The following is a 24024-nucleotide window of genomic DNA, read 5'->3' on the forward strand; positions in this document are numbered from 1 at the left end:
ATCAACCGTTTGGTGATGATGGCGGAAGGGAACCACGCGTACCCATCCCGAACACGAACGTTAAGCCTTCCAGCGTCGATGGTACTTGGACCGCAGGGTCCTGGGAGAGTAGAACGTCGCCAAGCAGATAAAAAGAGCCTCTTTGGACATAATCCAAAGAGGCTCTTTTTAGATTTTGCGGGATTGGAATACTATGGAAGCCCGGTCAAATCTTCATGACTTTATGCTTGACACTCAAAAAGGGCTTTTGATAAGATTGCAATTAATATATTTTCGGCAAGGACAAAATTAAAGGGGGCAACATTTACGTGTGGGAATCTAAGTTTGAAAAAGAAGGGCTGACGTTTGACGATGTATTGCTCGTTCCGCGAAAATCGGAAGTGTTTGGGAAAGAAATTGATATTTCGACGGAGCTGACGAATCAGATCAAACTAAACGTACCTTTCCTCAGTTCAGCGATGGACACGGTAACGGAGTCGGCATTGGCGATCGCGATGGCCAGAGAAGGCGGCATCGGCATCATCCATAAAAACATGTCGATTGCACAGCAGGCAGAGGAAGTAGACCGCGTAAAACGTTCCGAAAGCGGCGTGATTACGAACCCGTTTTATTTGACCCCCGAACATCATGTGTACGATGCTGAAGAATTAATGGCGAAGTATCGGATTTCGGGTGTACCGATTTGCGACGAGAACAAAAAATTGGTAGGGATTTTGACAAATCGTGATTTGCGCTTCGTACATGATTATTCGATCAAAATTAAAGAGGTTATGACTCGGGAGCAGCTCGTGACAGCGCCGGTAGGTACGACGCTGCAGCAAGCGGAAGGAATCCTCCAGAAGCACAAGATCGAGAAGCTGCCGCTCGTTGACGAGCAGAATGTGCTGAAGGGACTTATCACGATCAAAGATATCGAGAAGGCCATCCAATTCCCGAACTCGGCTAAAGACAAGCATGGGCGTTTGTTGGCGGGTGCCGCTGTTGGCGTTTCGAAGGACGTCATGGAACGGACTGCCGCGCTCGTAGAAGCAGGCGTCGATCTGATCGTCGTGGACTCGGCGCACGGCCATCACATCAATATCCTGAATACGGTGAGAAGCATTCGTCAGCAATATCCGGATTTACCGATATGCGCCGGTAACGTTGCTACAGGTGACGGAACAAGAGACTTGATCGAAGCCGGAGCAAGCATCGTGAAAGTGGGAATCGGGCCTGGATCGATCTGTACGACGCGCGTAATCGCCGGTATCGGAGTTCCGCAAATTACAGCGATTTACGACTGCGCCTCTGTAGCAAGAAAGTATAATGTACCGATTATTGCTGACGGGGGCATCAAGTACTCGGGCGATGTGACCAAAGCAATTGCGGCGGGCGCTAGCGGGGTTATGATCGGGAGCCTGTTTGCAGGAACGGAAGAAAGTCCGGGAGAATCGGAAATTTTCCAAGGGCGCCGTTTTAAAGTGTACCGCGGCATGGGTTCGCTGGGCGCGATGAAGGAAGGCAGCAAGGACCGTTACTTCCAGGAAAACGAAAGCAAACTGGTTCCGGAAGGCATTGAGGGACGCGTTCCTTATAAAGGGCCACTGGCCGACACGTTGTACCAATTGATCGGCGGACTGCGCTCTGGCATGGGGTATTGCGGTGCGAAGAACATTCAGGCATTGATCAATGAAACAAGCTTTATTCGCATTACGGGTGCCGGCTTGCGGGAAAGCCATCCACATGATGTACAAATTACCAAAGAAGCACCGAACTATTCGATGTAACTGTAACGAATCTATATATACTGGAGGCAAAGGCCCAGTCCTTTGTCTCCTTTTTTTTGGACGGGCCGGTATGCTACAATAAAAGAACAATAAATAATGGGAGAGTGAAGAAGTGAAACGGTTTTGGAAATGGGGAAAGCTAGCGTTAGGGATTACATTATTGGCACAAATTGCGGTTTCCTCCATATATACGGGTACAGCGCGGGCGGCAGAAACGGAAGCACCGAACTTAGGAATAACAGCCAAATCGGCGATATTGATGGAGGCGGCCACGGGACAAGTCTTGTTTGCGCAAAACGAAGATGTGCCTATGCCCCCGGCCAGTATGGCCAAGATGATGACGGAATACTTGATATTCGAAAGCATTGCCAACAAGAAGATCAGCTGGACCGATACGGTTCAAATTAGCGAATACTCCGCATTTTTATCGAATAATAAAGCGTTATCCGGCATTCCTAAAGCGATGGGAGACACGTACTCAGTAGAAGATTTGTTTTATGCGGTAACGATTTATTCGGATAACGGAGCCGCTGTGGCTTTGGCGGAGAAAATTTCCGGAACGGAAGAAAAATTTGTACAGCTCATGAATGAAACGGCGGCCAAGCTGGGGCTATCGAAGGATGCGTATTTCATTGGCACATCCGGTTTGGATCGGGTCGACCTGGGAAAGTATGCGCCAAGCTCGCTGCCCGGGGAGACGATCTTCACCGCACGCGATGCAGCCTTGATCGCATACCACCTCCTGAAGGATCATCCCGACATCGTGAAGTATTCTAGCATCCCTTCGAAAAAGTTCAGGCCGACGGATGCCAATCCGATGATTAATTATGACTGGATGCTCGAGGGCAATAAAGACAATATTAATTTTAAGAAATATGTGTATCAAGGATTGGACGGGCTTAAAACCGGACATACGGATAAGGCCGGCTATTGCTTTACGGGGACGGCGGTCCGGAACGATACAAGGCTCATTTCCGTTGTGATGAACTCCAGTACGAGAGATAACAGTTTCTTTGACACGAAAAAAATACTCGACTACGGTTTTACGAATTTTGAAAAGAAAGAAATTGTACAAGCCGGAGCCACAGTCGACGCGCTTCCGGCCGTACCGATGAAAAAAGGCGTGAATACGCAAGCGGCAGCTGTTACAGGCGAAGGACTTTCGCTGCTTGTCAAAAAAGGAACGTCAGATAGCGCATTTGTGAAAACGGCGCAAGGGAAGCCGGATTTGGTAGCACCGATCAAAAAAGGCGACGAAGTCGGCACGCTGACGGTCACGTATGAAAATAAACCGTATACGGTCAAGATGGTAGCGGCGAACGACGAAGAAAAAGGCAGCTGGTTCCGGTTGTTTTTCCGGGCGATCAAAAACTTTTTTGTCGATATGATCAGCGGATCGAAGTAGGCGTAAATTCCCGGTCCTACGGGTTGTATATTTAGAATGGTTCATGTAAAATAATTGCTTAGTTAGTTTGTCGCATTTTGCGTATCGTGAATATAACGGAGCGTCGTTTAGGAGGAGTCGGATATGGAAACTGGAACATCCCGAGTGAAAAAAGGTATGGCCGAAATGCAAAAAGGTGGCGTCATTATGGACGTTATGAATGCCGAACAAGCCCGTATTGCTGAAGCGGCAGGGGCATCGGCTGTTATGGCTTTGGAAAGAGTGCCTTCAGATATTCGAGCAGCAGGTGGCGTAGCCCGTATGGCTGATCCTACCATCATGGAAGAGGTCATGAAGGTGGTTTCCATCCCGGTCATGGCTAAGGCGCGTATCGGCCATTTTGTAGAGGCCAAAGTACTTGAGTCGATGGGCGTAGACTACATTGATGAGAGCGAAGTATTGACGCCGGCGGATGAAGTGTTCCACATTAACAAGAAAGAGTTTACGGTTCCATTCGTTTGCGGTGCCAGAGACCTTGGGGAAGCACTGCGCCGGATCGGGGAAGGCGCGTCGATGATCCGTACGAAAGGCGAGCCGGGAACGGGCAATATCGTCGAAGCGGTTCGTCATATGCGTATGATTACCGGCCAAATCCGCAAAATCCAAAGTTTGTCGAAGGACGAACTGATGGCGGAAGCAAAAAATTTAGGCGCTCCGTACGAGCTGCTTCTGCAAGTGCATGAAACAGGCCGGTTGCCGGTTGTTAACTTTGCTGCCGGCGGCGTAGCGACGCCTTCGGATGCTGCACTGATGATGCATTTGGGATCGGACGGCGTATTCGTCGGCTCCGGTATTTTCAAATCGGACAACCCTGAAAAGTTCGCCAAAGCGATTGTCGAAGCGACTACGCATTACACGGATTATGAGCTGATCGCCAAAGTTTCGAAAAACCTTGGCACACCGATGAAAGGGATAGAAATTTCCAAGCTGAACGTATCCGAGCGGATGCAGGATCGCGGCTGGTAATTCAGGAAGAAGGTAGAACGGCATGAAAATTGGAGTGCTTTCCCTGCAGGGGGCGGTTGCGGAGCATATCCATATGATAGAGAAGGCCGGCGGCGATGGCATAGTTGTGAAAAGAACGGATCAGCTGCCGGGCATTGACGGAATCATTATTCCCGGTGGAGAAAGCACGACCATCGGGAAGCTGATGCGTACGTACGGCTTTATCGATGCCTTGCGCGAGTTTTCGCTGCAGGGCAAGCCGCTTTTCGGCACTTGTGCAGGTTTGATTGTACTGGCCAAGGAAATATCCGGACAAGAAGAGGCGCATCTCGGTTTGATGGATATTCGCGTCGCCAGAAATGCTTTCGGACGGCAAAGGGAGAGCTTCGAAGCCGATTTGGACATTAAAGGCGTCGACAAGGACGTTCGCGCCGTATTTATTCGAGCGCCTCTGATCGAGCAGGTGGGCAGCGGCGTAGACGTTTTGGCGACTTATCGCGATCAGATCGTTGCCGCCCGCCAAGGGCACTTATTGGCTGCCTCGTTTCATCCGGAATTGACCGATGATGAGCGGCTGCATGCCTATTTTCTGGACATGGTACGTGAATCGAGGTAGGAGGGATCTCCTTGTTGGATGTAAAACTGCTCCGCAGTGATATGAATAAAGTCAAGCAGGCGATGACAAACCGGGGCGGTAAAAATATCGCGGAATTGGACCGTTTTACCGAGTTGGATACGAAACGCAGGGAGCTTCTGCAAGAAGTAGAGCAGTTGAAAAACCGCCGCAATGTCGTTTCACAAGAAGTCGCGCAGCTGAAAAAAGCGAAGGAAAACGCAGACCATTTGATCGAGGAAATGAAGGTCGTCGGCGACCGCATCAAAACGCTGGATGAAGAAATCCGCGGGCTGGAGACGGAACTCGATACGATTCTCCTCGCTATTCCTAACTTACCGCAGGAGCAAGTTCCTGTAGGTGCTTCCGAGGAAGACAATATCGAAATTCGCCGTGAAGGTGAGATTCCATCCTTCGCTTTCGAAGTGAGGCCGCACTGGGAAATCGCCCAGCAGCTCGGTATTCTTGACTTTGAAGCCGCGGCGAAGGTGACGGGATCCCGTTTTGTATTTTATAAAGGTTTGGGCGCTCGTCTTGAACGGGCTCTCATTAACTTTATGATGGATCTTCATTCGGATCAGCACGGGTATGAGGAAATGCTGCCGCCGTATATCGTGAATCGGGACAGTTTAACCGGAACGGGACAGCTGCCGAAATTCGAGGAAGATGTATTTAAGGTGGAAGGTACAGAATATTTTCTCATTCCTACCGCGGAAGTGCCGGTAACGAACTATCACCGTGACGATATATTGACGATCGAGGATTTGCCCAAATATTTCGTCGCATTCAGCGCGTGTTTCCGTTCGGAAGCCGGGTCGGCGGGTCGCGATACCCGTGGACTCATTCGCCAGCATCAATTCAACAAAATTGAGCTGGTGAAGCTGACGGCGCCGGAGAGCTCGAACGAAGAGCTGGAGAAGCTCACGAGCAACGCCGAGAAGGTGCTGCAGTTGCTGAAGCTTCCCTACCGCGTGATGGCGCTTTGTACGGGCGATATGGGCTTCTCGTCGGCCAAGACGTACGATATTGAGGTATGGTTGCCAAACAGCAACATGTACCGCGAGATTTCGTCCTGCAGTAATTTCGAGGACTTCCAGGCACGTCGGGCGAATATTCGATTTCGAAGAGACAGCAAGGCAAAGCCGGAATTCGTGCATACGCTTAATGGATCGGGCTTGGCGCTTGGTCGTACCGTCGCGGCGATCTTGGAGAATTACCAGCAAGAGGACGGAAGCGTCCTGGTGCCGGAAGTGCTGCAGCCTTATATGGGCGGGGTCAGCAGGATCAGTAAAAATTAACGCTTGAATTTAATTTTTGTTTTGTGATACAATGCTTCTTGTCACCCGGAGAGGTGGTCGAGTGGTTTAAGGCAGCGGTCTTGAAAACCGCCGTAGTCGTGAGGCTACCGTGGGTTCGAATCCCACCCTCTCCGCCATACATAAAAGCAGCGACCCGCGAGGGTCGTTTTTTTGTATGAGGAGCAAGCAGGTGGGAGGAGAACCGGAGGTTCGTCGGAGCATAGACGTCGGAAGCATAAGCATCGCAGTCGGCCCGCAGGGGCCGCATCCCACCCTCTCCGCCATACATAAAAGCAGCGACCCGCGAGGGTCGTTTTTTTGTATGAGGAGCAAGCAGGTGGGATGTGAACAGGAGAATAAAATTTCTGATTGTGATTAAAATCACATACAATACTTAGTATTCGTAGTAAATTAAAGGTGTAGCAAGGAAGAAACAATAAAGCAATCGGAAAGGAAGACGGACCATGAAACTTTTACAACAAACTACTAGACGATCTCGGCTACAATAGACGGATTTTATTTTTAATAATGTATGTGAAAAAAGTCACCTATAAAAATATGGGAGCTGATTATCATGATGGTAAAATGGCTTAGAGAAAATAAATACGCTGCAATGATTCTGTTGTTTGTTCGCCTGTACCTTGGTTACGAGTGGATTACAGCAGGCTGGCATAAGCTAACAGGCGGGTTTGACGCAACTGGCTTCCTGAAAAATGCAGCAACCAAGCCGATTGTAGACAAAGCAACCAATGAGCTTGTGTATCCGACATTCACTGCATTCATTAACAACTTTGCTTTACCGAACGCGGAGCTGATCAACATTATGATTCCGTTGGGCGAGTTTTTGGTAGGTCTCGGTTTAATACTGGGATGTTTAACTACCGCGGCGGCGTTCTTCGCACTCCTCATGAACTTTATGTTTATGTTCGCCGGCACGGTAAGCACGAACCCGTGGATGGCGCTGATCGGAGTCATCGTATTTATGGCCGGGGTTAACGCAGGCAGATTCGGCGTCGACTTTTACTTGATGCCTTACTTGCGCAAATGGTTTAACCACAACAAAGACGCCGGCCATACAACAGGTACCGGCACAACGCCTACTCCAGCACATGTGTAACAGGTAAAAGGATTCGCAATGAAAGTTCTGCGAGACATTGGGCTCGCAGAACTTTTTTTTGTATGGGCCGCGATCATTTGGCGAACCGCATGGTTTTTTTTGCTTCCCAAGCCTTGGTATAAAGCGGTCGCGAGATTCGCATTTTAAGGATGTGGAGGTGTTAAATCATGAGCAAACACGATACTCTGCAAGTTGACGCACAGCGGCTGGCGGATGCTTGGGCAAATACGCTGCCGACCGTTCTGAGTGAATCGGACCGCGCCGAAGTGAAAAAAGACGAAGCAGAGCCGAACGTATTGCGGGTTCATATTGCTACCGCAGGACACAGCAATTACAGCTTTGACTATAAATGCACCTACATGGATGCAAGGGAAGTCAAGGTAGAACTGGTTGATGTGGAGCGCGATGGCGTCAGCGTAGACGAACGGACGGATATCATCCAGACGATGGTGGACGACTATGTAAGACATATTCATGAATGCGCGCAGCAGCTGCATTCGCTGACGACCAGCACATAGGAAGGGGCCCGAATCCGCATGACCAAAAATAAAAGCGGCGCAGACAAAAACCTGCAAAATGTCGTAAAAGACTTGGATAAAAATATCGTAAATAGCCACCAAGCACAGCAGTTGCAGCAGCAAACCAACGACCGCAGGCACCAGGACGCATTAAATCATCAGGATGAATCAGGGATTTCGATGCTTACGGATAAAGAAAATTAAATTGCAGCAAAGGGGGATATTCAATGCCAAAAGACATTCCGGAGCCGGTAAACCCGCCAAGCGGACGACAAAATCAAACGGAACGCCGTCAGCCCAATGAACCTTTATCCGGTTCGAAAAAGGTAAAAAATCAAAATCATAGCCGTCATAACAACGGCGAAGGATAAAAGTGTTCCGACCTTATAATATAAAACCAACAGCCTCTTACAATAAGTAAGGGGCTGTTGGTTTTATATTACATATCGCTATGAATTCCTTTTTTCTAATGCAAGAAAACATTCGCCCATCATCGAATGAGCCATATCTTCGTTATCCGTATAGCCGAATAACACCGATCCGTTTGCCAAAGCATCGCATATGTCGTCGAACATAGTACAAATGGAAATCGAATATTCGTCGTAAATGATGTAATATCGATTGGTTGGCGGCATTGCGTCTACACCCCTTCATAGATTCCCCCTAATTCTACCATGAAGTGGGAGAAAAGAGAATCGTTTTTAAGCGGTCTGCTTCCTATGATTCCGTTGTCGCCGCGACCTCAAAAGCAGCCCTGTAAGGAATGATTTGTGTGTTACGAATCAGTTTTCAAATGTTGATGAACGGTTTGCCGAACCGTGATAAATTGTCGAAGTTTAAAGATTTGTGCGGCTCAGGCATGAGGGGGAACATTTTGATGCAAATGCGTACTATATGTATAATGAACAGGTCTGAGAGCTTGGGGAGGAAGTCCGATGGTTATTTTGAAAACTCCTGATCAAATCGAGCAAATACGCAAAGCAGGGTATATATTGGCCAGATGCCATGAAGAAATTGAAAGGAGGATACGTCCGGGAGTTACGACGCTTGAGATTAACGATTTTGCCGAACGATTCTTGAAGGAACACGGAGCGGAAACCGTGACCAAAGGGTATCGCGGCTTTCCGTTTGCCACCTGCGCTTCGGTGAACGACGTCATCGCCCACGGCTTTCCGAATCAAGAGCCGCTGATGAATGGCGATATTGTAAAGATGGATATCGTATGCAAATACGATGGTTGGGTGGCCGATTCGTGCCGCACGTATGCGGTAGGGTTAATATCGGAGGAGGCGCAGCGTTTAATCCGCGTAGCCCAGGAATGTCTTGATCTCGGCATCTCCAAAGCGATCGTGGGCAGCCGGATCGGCGACGTAATGCACGTCGTGCAAAAGCATGCGGAAAAGGCCGGGTTTTCCGTCGTCCGAGATTTGGAAGGGCACGGCATTGGAAGATCGATGCATGAAGAACCGTCCTTTGCACATGTCGGCAAACCGGGCAAAGGGTTTCTTTTGAAGGAAGGCATGGTGATTACGATTGAACCGATGATTAACGCGGGAAAATTTGAAATGTTTATCGATTTTGACGGCTGGACGGCCCGCACGATGGATGGAAGTTTGTCGGCGCAGTTCGAACACACCGTTGCCATTACGAAAAGCGGACCGCTCGTATTGACTCGTTAACAAGGGGTACTTTAGCGGAGCATAGCTGAATAACCTCTTTCGTAGGGATTGAGGTTAACGATGAAAAAGAGCCTGACCACGTCGATTTGCGTGATCAGGCTCGTTATCGTTTCGGTAAAAGAGCGTCCCCGAGAGGACTCGAACCACTATCTGTCCTTTAGGAGAGGACTGCTCTATCCTGTTGAGCTACGGGGACATAAAACCATTCATTATTATATCATATGGACCGTAAGGAATAAAGGGCAAAGCGGGAATAAATGGGCGTATAATTTTTGTGCAAGGTGCAGTAGTTTCCCTATAAGGATCGTCTATTACAGCAGAGAGGAGGGGGAGACGATTACGGAAGAAGCTTGGATTGCGCGAATGGCTGCCGGGGACCGGGATGCATTCCGCGAGCTTGTGGACAAGTACGGTCGGTATTTGTTCCAATCGGTCTTTGCGGTGCTTCGTTCAACGAAGGATGCCGAAGACGTCACGCAAGAAGTGCTGCTGAAGATATGCTCGTCTCTCCCTCAGTATCAATATCAAGGATTTAAGACGTGGATTACCCGTATCGCCGTGAACAAGGCGATTGATTTCAGACGGGCGAGAGATCGCAAAAAGGAGCAGCTTACCGATCAATGGGAGTCGCTCCAGCATCAAGACAACGTGCAGGACAATTCGTTGGAAGCAAACGTCATTAGCCGTGAACGAAGAGAACAAGTCCGCGATCAGTTGGAACGGCTGCCGGAGAACTATCGCGATGTCGTTATTGCCTTTTACTTTGAAGAGAAAAGCTACCAACAAATTGCCGATGAACAGAAGATGGCTTTAAAAACGGTAGAATCGAAGTTATATCGGGCCAAGCAGTATATGCGCAAGCATTGGAAGGAGGAGGAGTGGAAGTGAACCATATTCCGGTAGAGCAGTGGAAAAAGTATGTAGAAGATGAGCTGGAGCCAGTGGAGCGGGAACGATGCGAAGCGCATTTAATCGTGTGCGACCTTTGTTTGGAGCAGTACATGCAGTGTCTGGAGCAGTCGGAAGGATTGCCGCTGCCCGACGATGAAGCCGCCTTTGCGGCTGCCGCCATGAACAGGTTCGATGAGCTGTGTACATCGCAGGAGCGGAATGCCGCCCTCACGGTGCTTCCGGCTGCAAGGCGCGACGCTCGTCTCCCGCTGCTCCATCATCCGTTCTTTCATTATGCCGTAGCTGCGGTCATCACGTTGATTTTGATGGGATCCGGCGTGTTCCAGACGATCACCCAGCAGATCGCCCACATCGAACCGGATTCGGCGAATGCAGCAGAACCGGCAGATGAACCATTCTCCAAAATCATAATGAATCATACGCTTGGCATGCTGGATTCCATTCAACCGAAACGTGAAAGAGGGAGTACGCCATGAATTCAAATAAAAGTCCAATGACCGCATTTTTGCTGTCGTTTATCCCCGGACTCGGTCATCTTTACTTAGGCCGAACGTTAAAAGGAATGTTATACGGCGCCGGATGTTTCGGTTCGCTGCTACTGCTTGCCTTTATGGTGGCGACCCGGTTTCATCGAGTGATCGGTGGAAACGAATTTCCGTATTTTTTCATGCTGTTTGTGGCGGTGCTTTTTTGGGGCATCAATATGATCGATATGCTTCGGACACTGCTGATCAAACAACCGGAATCTGCGTGGAACGTCACTGCGCGCGCAGGAGGCTACGAATCGGTCGACGGCAGGACGTCGCTGCCGCCGCTGTCGCAAAACAACGAGCGCTTCCACACGATTCTATTGTCGTTTATTCCGGGGCTCGGCCACTTTCAACTGGGGCTTATGCAGCGAGGGCTTGCTTTTCTGGTCACTTTCTTCGGCTTAACGGTCATGATCCTTTTTGTTGCTGCGCTGACGCACAGAGATGGATTTTTCGTTTTCCTCGGCATTTTGCCGATCATTTGGCTGTATGGCTTGTTCGACATCGTACAGCAGCTCAATCGCAAAGAGCGCGGCGAGCCGCTGCTGGATCGGACCATATTCGAGGATTTTCAGGAGGGCCGAGACTCCGGCAAAAAAAATAAAACGATGGCGACACTGCTCGCTATGTTCCCAGGCGCGGGGCACATGTACTTGGGCCTGCAAAAGCGGGGACTGCAGTTCATGGCTGCCTTTTTATTCAGCATTTACATTATGGATACGCTGCGTCTATCGCTGTTTTTGTTCCTGATCCCGATCCTTTGGTTTTACAGCTTTTTCGATGCGCTTCAGCATATATCGAAAGTCGGTCGCGAGGAGCTGCGCGATGTGCCGATCGTGGATTGGCTGATGCACCATCAGCGCTGGATCGGTATTGCCATTCTCGCACTGGGTGTATATTACTTGTTCGACCAGGTACTAATTAACGCCCTGGATCTGTGGTTAACCGCGGAAGAGATGCAAAGGTTCACCTACTGGTTTGACCGGTACTTTCAAACGACGATCGTCTGCGTGCTGCTGATCGGCGGGGGGATTCGTCTCCTGCTCGGCAGCAAAAAAACGAAGGGAGGGAGGCCGTTATGACGCGATGGCGCGTAGGCACGTTGTCGATGGGGTTAACCCTTGTTTTCCTGGGCAGCATCCTTTTTGTATCGCAAATGAACGGGATGAAGGCGTTTGACGCCTTCATCGCCTGGTGGCCGATCTTGTTCGTGCTGCTTGGCCTTGAAATTATACTGTACATATGGTTTTCGCGAAAAGAAAACAGCGTAATTCATTATGATTTTATAAGCGTATTTTTTGTCTCAGTGCTTTACGCCTGCTGTCTTGGTTTTGCCATGCTGACAAGCATCGGGGTCATCGGGGAAATCCGGCAGGCCGTATCCGAGGTGGAGCGAACGGTGGAGCTTCCCGATGCACAGGAGCCGGTAGGCGCAAACATTAAGCGGATTATCGTACAAACGTCCGGTTCCCAGGTGAAGGTGGATCAGTCGACCGAACGCACGGTTCATGTATTCGGAAGCTACCGCGAGCGGGTGCTGAAAGAAGCGGGGACCGAAGCAGACAAGCCGAATCCATACGCGTTCAAGACGGTAGGCGATACGATGTATGTGCAAATTAAGCAGCAGCCGGCGCATCGGGGCCTTCGTTCCTACTACCCGTATATGAGGGTGACGGTTGTGCTTCCGCAAGAATTGCAGGTGGAGGTACGGGGAGCGGACCAAATGCCAATCGTATCCTAACGGCGCTTCAGGATAGTTGAAACGGAGCAGATTGGATACCGCCTCCTAAAGAAAAGAACATTTGTTCTTGACATTAGTATACGAAGAATAGCGAACGAACATTCGCATTTCAAGAGGGTAAATCTTCCGAAAGCGGGAGAGTTCTTATTACAGAATCGACGAAAGAGCTGACTCTAAAGGGTGCACAGCAAAATGCGGGGACATCGGTTCCTAAAAAACAAAAAACCTTGATCTCTCAAGGAATTGAAAGGGAATATATGTAAGAAAATTCAAATTTGAAGGTGCGCGAAAAAGAAGTGGTTATAAGGAAGTTCGATGGAGGTTGACTCACAAAAGGAGCATCGGAACGTAATTCGAGCTACTATTGGGATCAGTGCTAGTGCCCATTGGTGCATTTTCGTTTTGGGCAAAAAAAAAATTGCGGCCCGATCGCCGCAATCTTATATGTATGGTGGTCGAGACGACAGGATTTGAACCTGCGACCTCTTGGTCCCGAACCAAGCGCTCTACCAAGCTGAGCCACGTCTCGATCTTCGTTTAAGGACGAAGTCTTTATATAATATCATAGGAAAAAATAGATGTAAAGAACCTGTGAACCGTGTCGGTAAACGGAATTTTTCGCATTACGATCAAGCGGGCTGCGTCATATTTTCCCTCGAAGTTTTCGGAAAAATAACGTCAACATCGCACTGCATTCCTCCTGCAGCACGCCGCTGATGACTTCCACCCGATGATTAAACCGTTCCTCCTGCAGCAGATTCATCAGCGTTCCCGCGCAGCCCGCCTTCGGATCAGGCGTACCAAAGATTACGGTAGGAACGCGGGCTTGGACAATAGCCCCGGCACACATCGGGCAGGGTTCCAGCGTGACGTAAAGCCGGCAGTCCAGCAGCCGCCAGGCGTCCAGATACTCGCTGGCTTGTTTAATGGCAATGAGCTCCGCGTGAGCGAGCGGGTCGCGGGTGGTTTCCCGCACGTTATGGCCGCGGCCGATGATTTCGTTACCGCGGACAATGACAGCGCCGATCGGAACTTCCCGGATCGACTCGGCTTTACCGGCTTCTTCAATAGCTGCCCGCATAAAAAATTCATGAGAATATTCAAGAGAAGACAATCGCCGCACCTCATTCAAACTTGTGTATAAAGCAAACGAACAAATATTCGTTGTTAACATGCTGTGGATAAAATTGTGGATAAGTTATCGATATTCACATATCATTGTAGAAAAAATGGGGATGAAGCGCAATTTCGCGTTATGCACAACGGATTGTCCACAGCGTTGTTGAAAGTGTGAATACGCCTTTTTCGGCCGATATGGCAGCTCTCGCCACAAACGAAAATGGATGAACTAACATATTATGGGATGGATCGATATGCCAATTCGTACTATCCATACCACGCGAAAAGTGGACTTCTTTGATTTGCCTAGAGTACTGCAACCGATCCGAGAGAGCCGACCGAACATACCGTTTTTGACGACTGGGAAGCAGACGGTATTTTTTGCATAGGGGCGTAAGGTGACATGACGCTTCTTTTTGTAGTATAATCTTAAGTTAGGAATTTCCCTAGACATAACATTAAGGAGTTGTCCTTGGAATGGCATTGAAAGCTGGGATCGTCGGGCTGCCGAACGTCGGCAAGTCTACGTTATTTAACGCTATTACGCAGGCGGGAGCGGAATCGGCGAACTATCCATTCTGTACTATAGATCCAAACGTCGGTGTGGTGGAGGTGCCGGATGAGCGCCTGGATCGCTTAGCCGAGATTGTGACGCCGAACCGCATTGTGCCGACGGCATTTGAATTTGTCGATATTGCCGGGCTCGTGAAAGGCGCAAGCAAAGGAGAGGGCCTCGGCAACAAATTTTTGGCCCACATCCGCGAAGTGGATGCGATCGTGCATGTCGTACGCTGCTTCCAGGATGAGAACATTACGCACGTCTCGGGTACGGTCGATCCGATCAGCGATATCGAGACGATCAACCTCGAGCTGATTTTGGCCGATGTGGATTCGGTAGATAAGCGAATTGACCGTTCCCGCAAAAATATGAAGAGCGGCGATAAAAAGTACGCTCAAGAAGTGGAATGCCTCGAACGGGTAAAAGAGGCGCTTTATAATGACAAACCGGCGCGCAGCGTTGATCTTAGCGACGAGGAAAAGCTGCTGATTCGCGACCTGCATCTGCTGACGATGAAGCCGGTGCTGTACGCAGCCAACGTGAGCGAGGCGGAAGTGGCGGATGCCGAAGACAACCCGTTCGTACTGCGCGTACGCGAATACGCTGCGCAGGAAGGTGCGGAAGTGGTGCCGATCAGTGCGAAAGTCGAATCGGAGATCGCGGAGCTGGAGGGCGAGGACAAGCAAATGTTCCTGGAAGAGCTCGGGCTGCAGGAATCCGGCTTGAACCGCTTGATCAAGGCTGCGTATAAGCTGCTAGGATTGTATACGTACTTCACGGCGGGCGTGCAGGAGGTTCGCGCGTGGACCATCCGCAAAGGGATGAAAGCCCCTCAAGCAGCCGGCGTCATCCATACAGACTTTGAGCGCGGATTCATTCGTGCGGAAGTGGTCGGTTATGAAGATTTGTCTAATACGGGATCGATGAACGCGGCCAAAGAGAAAGGGCTGCTTCGTCTGGAAGGTAAGGAATATGTCGTTCAGGACGGCGACGTCATGCATTTCCGTTTCAACGTTTAGCCACGAAGCTTACGATCCGAAGAAAGTTGTTACGGTCGGCGGCGGCTTTGGGAAATGTGGACCCGGTTGAAACGGACCGCCACCCGGACGACGATGAGGAATAAGCAGCAGGAAAAACGACGAAAATGGAAGAAAGAAGAGGTGTATGACGATGTTGGATCGACTTCAAGCGCTGGCGGACCGCTATGAGAAATTGAGCGAGCTGCTGTGCGACCCTGATGTGGCTGGCGATGCGAAAAAACTGCGGGAGTATTCCAAGGAGCAATCCGATCTGCAGGAAACGTACGAAGCTTACACGGAATATAAAAGCGTAGTGGAACAGTATGAAGCGGCGCGGGCAATGCAAAACGAAAAGCTCGACGACGAAATGAAGGAACTCGTCAAAATGGAGCTCGACGAGCTGACGGAACGGAAAGCGCAGCTCGAGGAACGCATCAAAGTGCTGATGATGCCGAAAGATCCAAACGACGACAAGAACGTGATCGTGGAAATCCGCGGCGCGGCCGGAGGGGATGAGGCGGCGCTGTTCGCGGCCGATTTGTACCGGATGTACACGAAGTTTGCCGATTCTCAAGGCTGGCGCACCGAGGTGCTCGATGCGAACATGAACGATCTTGGCGGCTTCAAGGAAATCATCTTCATGGTGAACGGCAAAGGGGCGTACAGCAAGCTGAAATTCGAGAGCGGGGCGCACCGGGTACAGCGCATTCCGACGACCGAATCGGGCGGGCGGATTCATACGTCAACATCGACCGTCGGCGTCATGCCAGAGATGGAAGATTTCGATATTGAAATTCACGACGCGGATATTCGCGTCGATACGTTTTGTTCGAGCGGTGCGGGCGGCCAGTCCGTCAACACGACGAAATCGGCGGTGCGCGTGACGCACATTCCGACGGGCATCGTGGCGACGTGCCAGGACGGCAAATCGCAAAACTCCAACAAAGAGAAGGCGCTGCAAGTGCTGCGCGCCCGGATTTTTGACAAGATGCAGCAGGAAGAGATGGAGAAGTACGGGGCGGAGCGGAAAAGCAAAGTCGGGACGGGCGACCGTTCGGAGCGCATCCGGACCTACAACTTCCCGCAAAGCCGCGTGACGGATCATCGGATCGGTTTAACGCTGCATCGGCTTGATTCGGTGCTGAACGGCGATATGGACGAGATCATATCGGCGCTGACGATCGCTTCGCAAACCGAGCTGATGGATAAAGGAGAATACGCCGGTGTCTGATACGCGGCGGTTAACGATACGTGAAGCCTATGCGGAGGCTTCTTCTTTTTTGCGGCAGCGCGGGGTGCGGGAACCGGAAGCAAACGCGCAGCGGCTCCTGGAGCACCTGCTTGGCGAAGACCGCAGCGGTCTGCTGCTCCGCTGGCCGGAGCCGTTCCCGCAGGAGCGGGAAGCCGATTGGCAGCGGCTGCTGGAGCGCAAGGCGAGCGGCGAGCCGGTGCAATATATGATCGGGGAGCAGGAGTTTTACGGGCTCCCCTTTGCCGTTACGCCGGCGGTGCTCATACCGCGGCCGGAGACGGAGCTGCTCGTCGAAGCGGTCGTAACGCTAGGACGGCGGCTGTGGGAAACCGGGGCACGGAAGAGCGAGAGTCCCGTCGTGTGCGACGTCGGCACCGGCAGCGGTGCGATCGCTGTGAGCCTCGCCGTGCAGCGCCCTGAATGGCGCGTACTGGCTTCCGACATCTCGCCCGACGCGTTGAAAGTGGCTGAGGCCAATGCAGCGCGAAACGGGATGCAGGAGCGAATCGCCTTCATGGAAGGCGACTTGCTCGTCCCGTACATTGAACGCGGCATAAAACTCGATGCCGTGGTGTCGAATCCGCCGTACATCCCGGAGGAGGATGAAGCGGGACTGCAGCCGGAGGTGCGGCTGTACGAGCCGCGAACGGCGCTGTACGGCGGCGTCGACGGCCTCGTGCTGTACCGCAGGCTGACATCGCAGCTGGCGGAGCTGCCCGCGCTACCGTCGCTCGTGGGCTTCGAGGTCGGGCAGGGGCAAGCCGGCGAGGTAAGACGTCTGCTGGAGCAGGCGGCGGACTGGGACGAAGTCCGGGTTATCCCCGATTTGGCGGGCATCGAGCGGCATGTGATCGCCTACCGGAAGCCGTCACTAGCATAATATTTTAATAGATTACTAGGCTCATACGTATAAACTCTCTCAATTCGGACATACTGACAACTAGAGTTGCAAGAGTTCGAGAGGGGCTGCTGATGATGGTCAAACGGTTCGGTTGGAAACGATATGCTTATATCGCTTTTGCTCTGATGGTGATGATGACTTGCTGGGAATCCAATCGCTCAAACGCCATGCTGTATGCATCGGCTGAACAAGCGGAGACGGCAAGCGATATCATCCCGCAGGAGTCGATCCGTTTGCGTATTTTGGCTAATTCCGATGCACCTGCCGACCAGTGGGTAAAGCGGGAAGTGCGGGATGCGATTATCGAGCAGATGAACGGCTGGGTGACGGAGCCGCAAGGCATCGAAGCGGCGCGCGCCGTGGTGCGTGAGCATTTGCCGGAGCTGCATGAGCTTGTCGGCAAGACGCTGCGCAGCAACGGATTTGACTACGACTATAAAGTGGAGCTTGGCGTCGTGCCGTTCCCGACGAAAATGTACGGCAACCAAGTATATCCGGCCGGCGATTACGAGGCGCTGCGCGTCTCGATCGGTGCTGCGGAAGGACAGAACTGGTGGTGCGTGCTGTTTCCTCCGCTCTGCTTCGTCGACTCGGAGATGATGGTAAAGAAAAATACGGCGCATGCCGCAGCCGCGGATGAGGCCGATGACAATAAAGCAAGTCAAGATACGAAAGCAGGCAAGCCTGCAAAAGACGCAAAAACCGCCGCAGGCAAAACGGCGGATGCGGGAAAATCGGCGACTAACGGGAAAACGGTTCAGGAAGCGGGCGCTTCCAAAGGTGCAGGCAAGGCGCTTGATGCTGCGGGACAGGCTGAGGAACAACTGGCATCCGCATCGGCGCCGAAGCCGGAAATCCGCTTCTTCCTGTGGGATTTGCTGAAGAAGGTCGGCTCCCTGTTTGCGTGACGAAAGAAAAGGGTGGATAGGTATGACAAAGGTTTGGAAGATTGATTTGTCGGCAAGCGGCGGCAACGCCGATGGACTGAGGGAAGCGGCGGAAAGTCTCCGAGAAGGGAAGCTCGTCGCTTTTCCTACGGAAACGGTATACGGCCTTGGGGCCGACGCCGCCAATACGGAGGCGGTTTCGGCGATCTTCGCGGCGAAAGGCAGACCGTCCGACAACCCGCTAATCGTTCACATCGCCGAAAGGTCTCAGCTTGCGGAGCTCACCGCCCCGCCGGATGAGGCCGTTTCGCGTTTGCTCGACGTCTTCTGGCCGGGCCCACTCACCGTGGTGCTGCCGGTGCTTCCCGGCGTGCTGTCCCCGCTGGTCACCGCGGGGCTGCCGACGGTCGGGCTTCGCATGCCCGACCATCCGGTCGCGCTGCAGCTGATCGCAGCTAGCGGATGTCCCGTCGCCGCCCCTAGCGCGAACCGTTCGGGACGGCCCAGCCCGACGCATGCGGCACACGTGCTGGAGGATCTCGACGGCCGCATCGCCGGCGTCGTGGATGGCGGGCCGACGGGCGTCGGGCTCGAATCGACCGTCGTCGAATTCGGCGCGGACGGCGCCCTCCACATCCTGCGGCCCGGCGGGATCATCGCAGCGCAGCTTCGCGCCGCGCTGCCGGACGTCACCGTGCTCGAGCCTTCGGCAGACGAACACAAGCAGGAGCCCGAGGCGCCGCGCGCGCCCGGGATGAAATACGCGCACTACGCTCCGCGCGGCGCGATGGTGCTCGTTCAGGGCGGCGCCGCTGAACCGGTGCTCGCTCGCATGCAGCGCGAGCTCGATGAAGCGCGCTCGCGCGGCGAGCGCACCGGCGTCTTCACGTACCGTGAACACGCCGGCCGTCTCCGCGCGGATCATGAAGTCGCCTGCGGCACGCTCGGCGACCTGGACACCGTCGCGCGCGGGCTCTACGCCGCGCTGCGCGAATTCGATGAAGCCGGCGTCAGCTTCATCGCCGCGGAGGCGTGCCCCGAGCAGGGCATCGGCGCCGCCGTCATGAACCGGCTGCGCAAAGCGGCCGGCGGCCGGATCGTTCGCATATAGGCCCTTAGGCGCTCCGCGATGCAAGCATGTTTTGCCCCTTGTCCGCATATGTTGGTTAGGAACAGGACAGGGGGTAGGGGAAGCATGGATTGGACATCGCCGCTGGTATGGGGGCAATTCGTGACCATTTGGCTCATGGCCGCGGCCCTTGGTCTGGATGCGCTGTCACTGGGACTCGGCATCGGCATGAGAGGGGTACGCAAGCTCGATGTATTGAAAATTAGCGCAGTGATCGCTCTTTTTCATATGATCCTGCCGCTCGGCGGCATCCTGATGGGCGGCTATATCAGCGCGCTGCTTGGACAAGTTGCGACGCTTTGCGGCGGCATCCTGCTCGTCCTGCTCGGTGCCCATATGTTGTACAGCTCGCTCCGCTCGGATGAGTTTCGTTCCGTGGATCACCGCAGCTTTTGGGGACTCATTTTGTTTTCGCTTAGCGTCAGCATCGACTCCTTCTCCGTCGGCCTTTCCCTCGGCATGTTCGCGGGAGATACCGTGCTGACTGTGCTGATGTTCGGAGCGATGGGCGGCCTCATGTCCGTGATCGGACTGATGCTCGGGCGGCGCGTAGGGCAATGGATCGGAGAATATGGCGAGGCGCTGGGCGGCGTTATTTTGCTCGCCTTCGGCATTAAATTTTTATTGTAACCCCGCGAAAGACTGGCCCATAAATGGGCCATTTTAGGGTAAAATAAGAAGAGCGCCCGAATTCGGGGCTCTTCGAAAATAACGTTTCGGTGCGCGGCAGCTTCTTGCCATGGACACAAAGCTTCTCGGATCACGAGGAGGGCTACAGGATTGTTATACAGGGAAAGCAAGATGCAATCCGTAAGAAAGGTGGGAGAAACCGATGAACCGGATCTTGTTCGTATGTACCGGGAATACTTGCCGAAGCCCGATGGCGGAAGGCATTTTGCGAAAGCTGCTGGCGGAAGGAAATTTAACCGGATACGAGGTGCGTTCTGCGGGAGTGGCGGCTTACGACGGAACGCCGACGTCCGATCATGCGGCTTCCGTACTGAAGGAGCGTGGAGCCGAGGGGCCCAGGCATTCGACTTTTTTGTCTCAGCCGTTGATCGAATGGGCGGATCTCGTCTTGACCATGACTTCTTCGCATAAAAGGCACACGATTCAGCTGTACCCGGCGGCGGTAGACAAAATCTTCACGCTGAAAGAATATGTGCACGACGATCCGGCAGAAACGGCCAAACTGGCGGAGCTGGAAAGCTTCGTGACCGAGCTGCAGCTGAAACAAGCGTTGGCGCAACCGATCTCGGAAGCGGAGCAGGCGAAGCTGCGAACTTTAGGGGGAGAGCTTCCGTCGCCGGATATTGCCGATCCGTTCGGGGGGCCGCTGCACGCCTACCGCAAGTGTGCGGAAGAAATCGAGGCTTGCCTTATCAAGCTGACGGCAAAGCTCAAAGCATTGGACTGACATTCGCCGCTCCTCGTTCGCTACGGGAAGATAGGCTTTACAGCGAACGCCGAATCGGCTATGATAAGCGTATAACAATTCAGGGTCCGATGTAACTGGCGACGAGTGGAAGCAACCACAGTGGAGCATCGGAACATACGGCCGGTCGCCTGGGCAAAGAGCATCGCAATGCGGATCTCCGCATGTGTCATGCTCTTTTTGCGTTATTGCCCTAAAATGCCCGGTTTCGGTTATAATGAGAGTGGTATGGATCGTCAACTGCCATTGTCACGGAGCCGCAGTTGCAAATGATTGGACAATTGCAACCGCCGCAGCGTCGGTGTGCAGTTGCATATAGCTGGGAGGCGAAAACAATATGAAAATTGCAATGGGTGCGGATCATGCGGGTTACCGCTTAAAGGATGTGCTCAAGCCGTTCATCGAATCGCTCGGACATGAAGTGCAGGATTACGGAGCGATGGGCAGCGAGTCGGTCGACTATCCCGACTATGCGGCGATCGTATGCGAGAAGGTCACATCCGGCGAGGCGGACAAAGGGATTTTGATTTGCGGAACGGGCATCGGCATGACGATTGCCGCCAACAAAGTGCCGGGCATTCGCTGCGCTTTGGTTCACGATTTGTTTTCGGCGAAAGCGACCCGCGAACATAACGACTCCAACGTGCTATCGCTTGGCGAGCGCGTCATCGGCCCCGGCGTAGCGGAGGAGATCGTCAAAATTTGGCTGGAGACCGGTTTTTCAGGTGGCGAACGCCACAAAAACCGCGTAGGGAAAGTGAAGGCGCTGGAAGACAAATATGCAGTCCAATCGTAACGTTACTTGTACAGGGAGCAGAACGCGATGACGGACATTCGCACGCAAGTGGAGCAGATCGTTCGCGAGCTTGTGCAGGCAGGACGCTTGGAGCGGGGCCAACTGGTGGTCATCGGGACAAGCACCAGCGAGGTGCTCGGGCAGCATATCGGCACGTCCGGAAGCGAGACGGTTGCACAGCATATTTATGACGCGGTGGAAGCCGTTCGAGCGGAATGCGGGTTTTATCCGGTATATCAATGCTGCGAGCATTTGAACCGGGCGCTCGTCATGGAGCGGGAAGCGATGCAGCGGTACGGATTGGAGCAAGTCAGCGTCATTCCGGTGCCGAAAGCCGGAGGTTCCATGGCCGCTTACGCATATAAGCATTTGAGCCATGCGGTCGTCGTAGAGACGGTGCAGGCGCACGCCGGCATCGACATTGGCGGCACGCTGATCGGCATGCATTTGAAACGGGTGGCGGTTCCGTTCCGACCTCGGGTTCGAACCATTGGACAAGCGGCCGTCGCCGCAGCCTTCACCCGGCCGAAGCTGATCGGCGGCGCAAGAGCAGTGTATGAGCAGCAGGCTCCGGAATCCAGCGGTGCTTGCGAATAACACATAGATCATTCATTATGGGGAGGAAATTGAAACATCATGGAACATTTGCGTAACCAAGATCCGAAAATCGTCGAGGCGATGAACCTCGAGCTCGGCCGTCAACGCGACAAAATCGAGTTGATCGCATCTGAAAACTTCGTCAGCCAAGCGGTGCTCCAGGCGATGGGGACGGTACTGACGAACAAATATGCGGAAGGCTACCCGAATAAGCGTTATTACGGCGGCTGTGAGTATGTGGACATCGTGGAAGACATCGCCCGCGACCGCGCGAAGCAATTGTTCGGCGCCGACCATGCCAACGTGCAGCCGCATTCCGGTGCGCAAGCGAACATGGCCGTCTACCTTGCGGCGCTGCAGCCGGGAGATACGGTGCTTGGCATGAACCTGGCGCACGGCGGTCATTTGACGCACGGCAGTCCGGTCAATGCATCCGGTATTTTGTACAACTTCGTAGCATACGGCGTTAGCGAGAAAGATTCCCGCATCGATTACGAGGACGTTCGCAAAGCGGCGTTCAAGCATAAGCCTCGTTTGATCGTAGCCGGCGCCAGCGCCTATCCGCGGATCATCGACTTCGAAGCACTCGGCCAAATCGCAAGCGACGTAGGCGCGCTGTTCATGGTGGATATGGCGCATATCGCGGGCCTTGTTGCTGCCGGTCTGCACCCGAATCCGGTGCCGCACGCGCACTTCGTAACGACGACGACGCACAAGACGCTTCGCGGTCCGCGCGGCGGGATGATTTTGTGCCGCAAGCCGTGGGCTGCCGCGATCGACAAAGCGGTATTCCCGGGTTCCCAAGGCGGTCCGTTGATGCATATCATCGCGGCCAAAGCCGTATCGTTCGGCGAAGCGCTACAGCCGGAATTCAAGACGTACGCCCAGAACGTAGTGAACAACGCGAAGGCGCTCGAAGAAGGACTGAAAGCCGAAGGCATTGATCTTGTATCCGGCGGTACGGATAACCATTTGATCCTTATCGACCTTCGCAGCCTGAATATTACAGGGAAAGACGCCGAGCATTTGCTTGACGAAATCGGCGTAACCGTGAACAAGAACGCGATTCCGTTCGATCCGACCAGCCCGTTCGTTACAAGCGGCGTTCGTATCGGCACACCGGCTGCAACCTCTCGCGGCATGGATCAGGAAGCGATGAAGACGATCGCGAAGATCATCGCGCTGACGCTCAAAAATCCGTCGGACGCGGCGGTGCACGAGAAAGTTCGCGGCATGGTAAAAGATTTGACAGGTCAATTCCAACTGTATCCGGGATTGTCGTATTAATTTGGAGAAAGCCGGTCTCTATTGCGGAGGCCGGCTTTCGGTGCTATGATGGGATCAAAGCAAATGCACACGATGATGAAGAAGAGTAGGCGTTGCAAAGACTTCAGAGAGCTGATGGATGGTGTGAATCAGCGTCGGGTCAACGTGCGAATGGGCTTCGGAGTGCCGATCCGAACAGGAGCTTGAGCTCGTCTTATGTTCAGTAGGAAAGGCGGAACGTCTCACCGATACAAGAGACAGGGTATCGTAAGCGTCAAGCGTGAGGGAGACTCTTACCGTACCTGTTTAAGTTGCCTGCTGCTTTTGGGTGTATTTTGCCGCCCGTAACCTCAGGCTAACAAAGGTGGCACCGCGAATCCAACTTCGTCCTTTACCGGGGACGAAGTTTTTTTGCGTTCACGCGGACAGCGGTTCAGCAACGGGGCATGTTGACGCCGTAAAGCCGCGCAAGCTCCATAGGCTCAATTTCTCATGCCAAGC

The 24024-nt window shown here is 52.9% G+C and carries 25 protein-coding genes, 3 tRNA genes, 1 rRNA gene, 1 riboswitch and 1 other annotated feature; of the genes, 26 read left to right on the forward strand and 3 right to left on the reverse strand.

Annotation, left to right across the window (positions count from 1 at the left end):
• Positions 1–8 precede the first annotated feature (8 nt).
• The 12 genes from rrf (at position 9) to map (ending at position 9380) form a co-directional block, all read left to right on the forward strand.
• Positions 9–125 (forward strand): 5S ribosomal RNA (rrf, locus tag ACFQI7_RS29200).
• Between the two features lie 183 nt (positions 126–308).
• Complete coding sequence (guaB, locus tag ACFQI7_RS29205; protein ID WP_218102384.1) at positions 309–1766, forward strand: IMP dehydrogenase; 1458 nt, start codon at positions 309–311, stop codon at positions 1764–1766.
• Positions 1767–1878: 112 nt separating this feature from the next.
• A complete protein-coding gene (locus tag ACFQI7_RS29210) occupies positions 1879–3171 on the forward strand; it encodes a D-alanyl-D-alanine carboxypeptidase family protein (RefSeq protein WP_218102383.1) in 1293 nt (430 codons plus the stop codon).
• Positions 3172–3294: 123 nt separating this feature from the next.
• Entirely contained in the window at positions 3295–4176 is an 882-nt protein-coding gene (gene pdxS / locus ACFQI7_RS29215) for a pyridoxal 5'-phosphate synthase lyase subunit PdxS (protein WP_218102382.1), read from the forward strand.
• A gap of 22 nt (positions 4177–4198) precedes the next feature.
• Entirely contained in the window at positions 4199–4771 is a 573-nt protein-coding gene (pdxT, locus tag ACFQI7_RS29220; RefSeq protein ID WP_218102381.1) for a pyridoxal 5'-phosphate synthase glutaminase subunit PdxT, read from the forward strand.
• 11 nt (positions 4772–4782) lie between these two features.
• A complete protein-coding gene (gene serS, locus ACFQI7_RS29225; protein WP_218102380.1) occupies positions 4783–6066 on the forward strand; it encodes a serine--tRNA ligase in 1284 nt (427 codons plus the stop codon).
• Positions 6067–6113: 47 nt separating this feature from the next.
• A tRNA-Ser gene (locus ACFQI7_RS29230) sits at positions 6114–6203 on the forward strand.
• Between the two features lie 437 nt (positions 6204–6640).
• Positions 6641–7183 (forward strand): DoxX family protein, encoded by a 543-nt coding sequence (locus tag ACFQI7_RS29235; protein ID WP_218102379.1) that lies wholly within the window; start codon positions 6641–6643, stop codon positions 7181–7183.
• A 167-nt stretch (positions 7184–7350) separates the two neighbouring features.
• Positions 7351–7701, forward strand: a complete 351-nt coding sequence (locus ACFQI7_RS29240; RefSeq protein WP_218102378.1) for a hypothetical protein — start codon at positions 7351–7353, stop codon at positions 7699–7701.
• 18 nt (positions 7702–7719) lie between these two features.
• Complete coding sequence (locus ACFQI7_RS29245) at positions 7720–7905, forward strand: hypothetical protein (RefSeq protein ID WP_218102377.1); 186 nt, start codon at positions 7720–7722, stop codon at positions 7903–7905.
• Between the two features lie 23 nt (positions 7906–7928).
• On the forward strand, positions 7929–8072 hold the full coding sequence (locus ACFQI7_RS29250) for a small acid-soluble spore protein P (protein WP_218102376.1): 144 nt from the start codon (positions 7929–7931) through the stop codon (positions 8070–8072).
• A 564-nt stretch (positions 8073–8636) separates the two neighbouring features.
• Entirely contained in the window at positions 8637–9380 is a 744-nt protein-coding gene (map, locus tag ACFQI7_RS29255) for a type I methionyl aminopeptidase (protein ID WP_218102375.1), read from the forward strand.
• Positions 9381–9503: 123 nt separating this feature from the next.
• On the opposite strand, the gene ACFQI7_RS29260 is transcribed toward map, so the two are convergent.
• Positions 9504–9576: transfer RNA gene (locus ACFQI7_RS29260), tRNA-Arg, on the reverse strand.
• A 167-nt stretch (positions 9577–9743) separates the two neighbouring features.
• Here ACFQI7_RS29260 and ACFQI7_RS29265 point away from each other — a divergent pair.
• Genes ACFQI7_RS29265 through ACFQI7_RS29280 form a run of 4 tightly spaced genes read left to right on the forward strand, consistent with a single transcriptional unit; the run spans position 9744 to position 12563 of the window.
• Positions 9744–10268, forward strand: a complete 525-nt coding sequence (locus ACFQI7_RS29265) for an RNA polymerase sigma factor (protein WP_218102374.1) — start codon at positions 9744–9746, stop codon at positions 10266–10268.
• Positions 10265–10768, forward strand: coding sequence for an anti-sigma factor (locus tag ACFQI7_RS29270; protein WP_218102373.1), 504 nt, complete (start codon positions 10265–10267; stop codon positions 10766–10768). The genes ACFQI7_RS29265 and ACFQI7_RS29270 overlap by 4 nt, the downstream gene beginning before the upstream one ends.
• On the forward strand, positions 10765–11904 hold the full coding sequence (locus tag ACFQI7_RS29275) for a hypothetical protein (RefSeq protein ID WP_218102372.1): 1140 nt from the start codon (positions 10765–10767) through the stop codon (positions 11902–11904). Before ACFQI7_RS29270 ends, ACFQI7_RS29275 begins: the two co-directional genes overlap by 4 nt.
• Positions 11901–12563 (forward strand): LiaF transmembrane domain-containing protein, encoded by a 663-nt coding sequence (locus ACFQI7_RS29280; RefSeq protein ID WP_218102371.1) that lies wholly within the window; start codon positions 11901–11903, stop codon positions 12561–12563. Before ACFQI7_RS29275 ends, ACFQI7_RS29280 begins: the two co-directional genes overlap by 4 nt.
• A gap of 452 nt (positions 12564–13015) precedes the next feature.
• On the opposite strand, the gene ACFQI7_RS29285 is transcribed toward ACFQI7_RS29280, so the two are convergent.
• Both ACFQI7_RS29285 and tadA read right to left on the reverse strand, forming a co-directional pair.
• A tRNA-Pro gene (locus ACFQI7_RS29285) sits at positions 13016–13092 on the reverse strand.
• A gap of 114 nt (positions 13093–13206) precedes the next feature.
• Positions 13207–13677, reverse strand: a complete 471-nt coding sequence (gene tadA, locus ACFQI7_RS29290; protein WP_268966860.1) for a tRNA adenosine(34) deaminase TadA — start codon at positions 13675–13677, stop codon at positions 13207–13209.
• 482 nt (positions 13678–14159) lie between these two features.
• Here tadA and ychF point away from each other — a divergent pair, with 482 nt between their 5' ends.
• The 10 genes from ychF (at position 14160) to ACFQI7_RS29340 (ending at position 23544) form a co-directional block, all read left to right on the forward strand.
• On the forward strand, positions 14160–15260 hold the full coding sequence (ychF, locus tag ACFQI7_RS29295; protein WP_218102369.1) for a redox-regulated ATPase YchF: 1101 nt from the start codon (positions 14160–14162) through the stop codon (positions 15258–15260).
• 151 nt (positions 15261–15411) lie between these two features.
• On the forward strand, positions 15412–16491 hold the full coding sequence (prfA, locus tag ACFQI7_RS29300; RefSeq protein ID WP_218102368.1) for a peptide chain release factor 1: 1080 nt from the start codon (positions 15412–15414) through the stop codon (positions 16489–16491).
• On the forward strand, positions 16484–17392 hold the full coding sequence (gene prmC, locus ACFQI7_RS29305) for a peptide chain release factor N(5)-glutamine methyltransferase (protein WP_218102367.1): 909 nt from the start codon (positions 16484–16486) through the stop codon (positions 17390–17392). The genes prfA and prmC overlap by 8 nt, the downstream gene beginning before the upstream one ends.
• A gap of 95 nt (positions 17393–17487) precedes the next feature.
• Positions 17488–18321 (forward strand): stage II sporulation protein R, encoded by an 834-nt coding sequence (gene spoIIR / locus ACFQI7_RS29310; protein ID WP_218102390.1) that lies wholly within the window; start codon positions 17488–17490, stop codon positions 18319–18321.
• Between the two features lie 22 nt (positions 18322–18343).
• On the forward strand, positions 18344–19411 hold the full coding sequence (locus ACFQI7_RS29315; RefSeq protein WP_218102366.1) for an L-threonylcarbamoyladenylate synthase: 1068 nt from the start codon (positions 18344–18346) through the stop codon (positions 19409–19411).
• A gap of 84 nt (positions 19412–19495) precedes the next feature.
• Positions 19496–20059 carry a manganese efflux pump MntP gene (locus tag ACFQI7_RS29320; protein ID WP_218102365.1) on the forward strand — a complete coding sequence of 188 codons (564 nt, stop codon included), beginning with the start codon at positions 19496–19498 and terminating at the stop codon, positions 20057–20059.
• Between the two features lie 202 nt (positions 20060–20261).
• Entirely contained in the window at positions 20262–20846 is a 585-nt protein-coding gene (locus tag ACFQI7_RS29325) for a low molecular weight protein arginine phosphatase (protein WP_218102364.1), read from the forward strand.
• Between the two features lie 81 nt (positions 20847–20927).
• A riboswitch (ZMP/ZTP riboswitch) is annotated at positions 20928–21008 on the forward strand.
• A gap of 193 nt (positions 21009–21201) precedes the next feature.
• Positions 21202–21660, forward strand: coding sequence for a ribose 5-phosphate isomerase B (rpiB, locus tag ACFQI7_RS29330; protein WP_218102363.1), 459 nt, complete (start codon positions 21202–21204; stop codon positions 21658–21660).
• 27 nt (positions 21661–21687) lie between these two features.
• Positions 21688–22257 carry a TIGR01440 family protein gene (locus ACFQI7_RS29335; protein ID WP_218102362.1) on the forward strand — a complete coding sequence of 190 codons (570 nt, stop codon included), beginning with the start codon at positions 21688–21690 and terminating at the stop codon, positions 22255–22257.
• A 39-nt stretch (positions 22258–22296) separates the two neighbouring features.
• Positions 22297–23544, forward strand: a complete 1248-nt coding sequence (locus ACFQI7_RS29340; RefSeq protein ID WP_218102361.1) for a serine hydroxymethyltransferase — start codon at positions 22297–22299, stop codon at positions 23542–23544.
• Positions 23545–23607: 63 nt separating this feature from the next.
• Positions 23608–23918 (forward strand) — a binding site (T-box leader).
• The last annotated feature ends 106 nt before the right edge of the window (positions 23919–24024 follow it).

Source organism: Paenibacillus allorhizosphaerae, from assembly GCF_042659105.1.
Lineage (GTDB): Bacteria > Bacillota > Bacilli > Paenibacillales > NBRC-103111 > Paenibacillus_G > Paenibacillus_G allorhizosphaerae.

Coding starts and splice junctions, on each gene's coding strand:
- pdxS (WP_218102382.1), top strand. CDS start 3,295: ATGGAAACTGGAACATCCCGAGTGAAAAAAGGTATGGCCGAAATGCAA.
- pdxT (WP_218102381.1), top strand. CDS start 4,199: ATGAAAATTGGAGTGCTTTCCCTGCAGGGGGCGGTTGCGGAGCATATC.
- ACFQI7_RS29235 (WP_218102379.1), top strand. CDS start 6,641: ATGATGGTAAAATGGCTTAGAGAAAATAAATACGCTGCAATGATTCTG.
- ACFQI7_RS29240 (WP_218102378.1), top strand. CDS start 7,351: ATGAGCAAACACGATACTCTGCAAGTTGACGCACAGCGGCTGGCGGAT.
- ACFQI7_RS29245 (WP_218102377.1), top strand. CDS start 7,720: ATGACCAAAAATAAAAGCGGCGCAGACAAAAACCTGCAAAATGTCGTA.
- ACFQI7_RS29250 (WP_218102376.1), top strand. CDS start 7,929: ATGCCAAAAGACATTCCGGAGCCGGTAAACCCGCCAAGCGGACGACAA.
- map (WP_218102375.1), top strand. CDS start 8,637: ATGGTTATTTTGAAAACTCCTGATCAAATCGAGCAAATACGCAAAGCA.
- ACFQI7_RS29265 (WP_218102374.1), top strand. CDS start 9,744: ATGGCTGCCGGGGACCGGGATGCATTCCGCGAGCTTGTGGACAAGTAC.
- ACFQI7_RS29275 (WP_218102372.1), top strand. CDS start 10,765: ATGAATTCAAATAAAAGTCCAATGACCGCATTTTTGCTGTCGTTTATC.
- ACFQI7_RS29280 (WP_218102371.1), top strand. CDS start 11,901: ATGACGCGATGGCGCGTAGGCACGTTGTCGATGGGGTTAACCCTTGTT.
- ychF (WP_218102369.1), top strand. CDS start 14,160: ATGGCATTGAAAGCTGGGATCGTCGGGCTGCCGAACGTCGGCAAGTCT.
- prfA (WP_218102368.1), top strand. CDS start 15,412: ATGTTGGATCGACTTCAAGCGCTGGCGGACCGCTATGAGAAATTGAGC.
- spoIIR (WP_218102390.1), top strand. CDS start 17,488: ATGGTCAAACGGTTCGGTTGGAAACGATATGCTTATATCGCTTTTGCT.
- ACFQI7_RS29315 (WP_218102366.1), top strand. CDS start 18,344: ATGACAAAGGTTTGGAAGATTGATTTGTCGGCAAGCGGCGGCAACGCC.
- ACFQI7_RS29320 (WP_218102365.1), top strand. CDS start 19,496: ATGGATTGGACATCGCCGCTGGTATGGGGGCAATTCGTGACCATTTGG.
- ACFQI7_RS29325 (WP_218102364.1), top strand. CDS start 20,262: ATGAACCGGATCTTGTTCGTATGTACCGGGAATACTTGCCGAAGCCCG.
- rpiB (WP_218102363.1), top strand. CDS start 21,202: ATGAAAATTGCAATGGGTGCGGATCATGCGGGTTACCGCTTAAAGGAT.
- ACFQI7_RS29335 (WP_218102362.1), top strand. CDS start 21,688: ATGACGGACATTCGCACGCAAGTGGAGCAGATCGTTCGCGAGCTTGTG.
- ACFQI7_RS29340 (WP_218102361.1), top strand. CDS start 22,297: ATGGAACATTTGCGTAACCAAGATCCGAAAATCGTCGAGGCGATGAAC.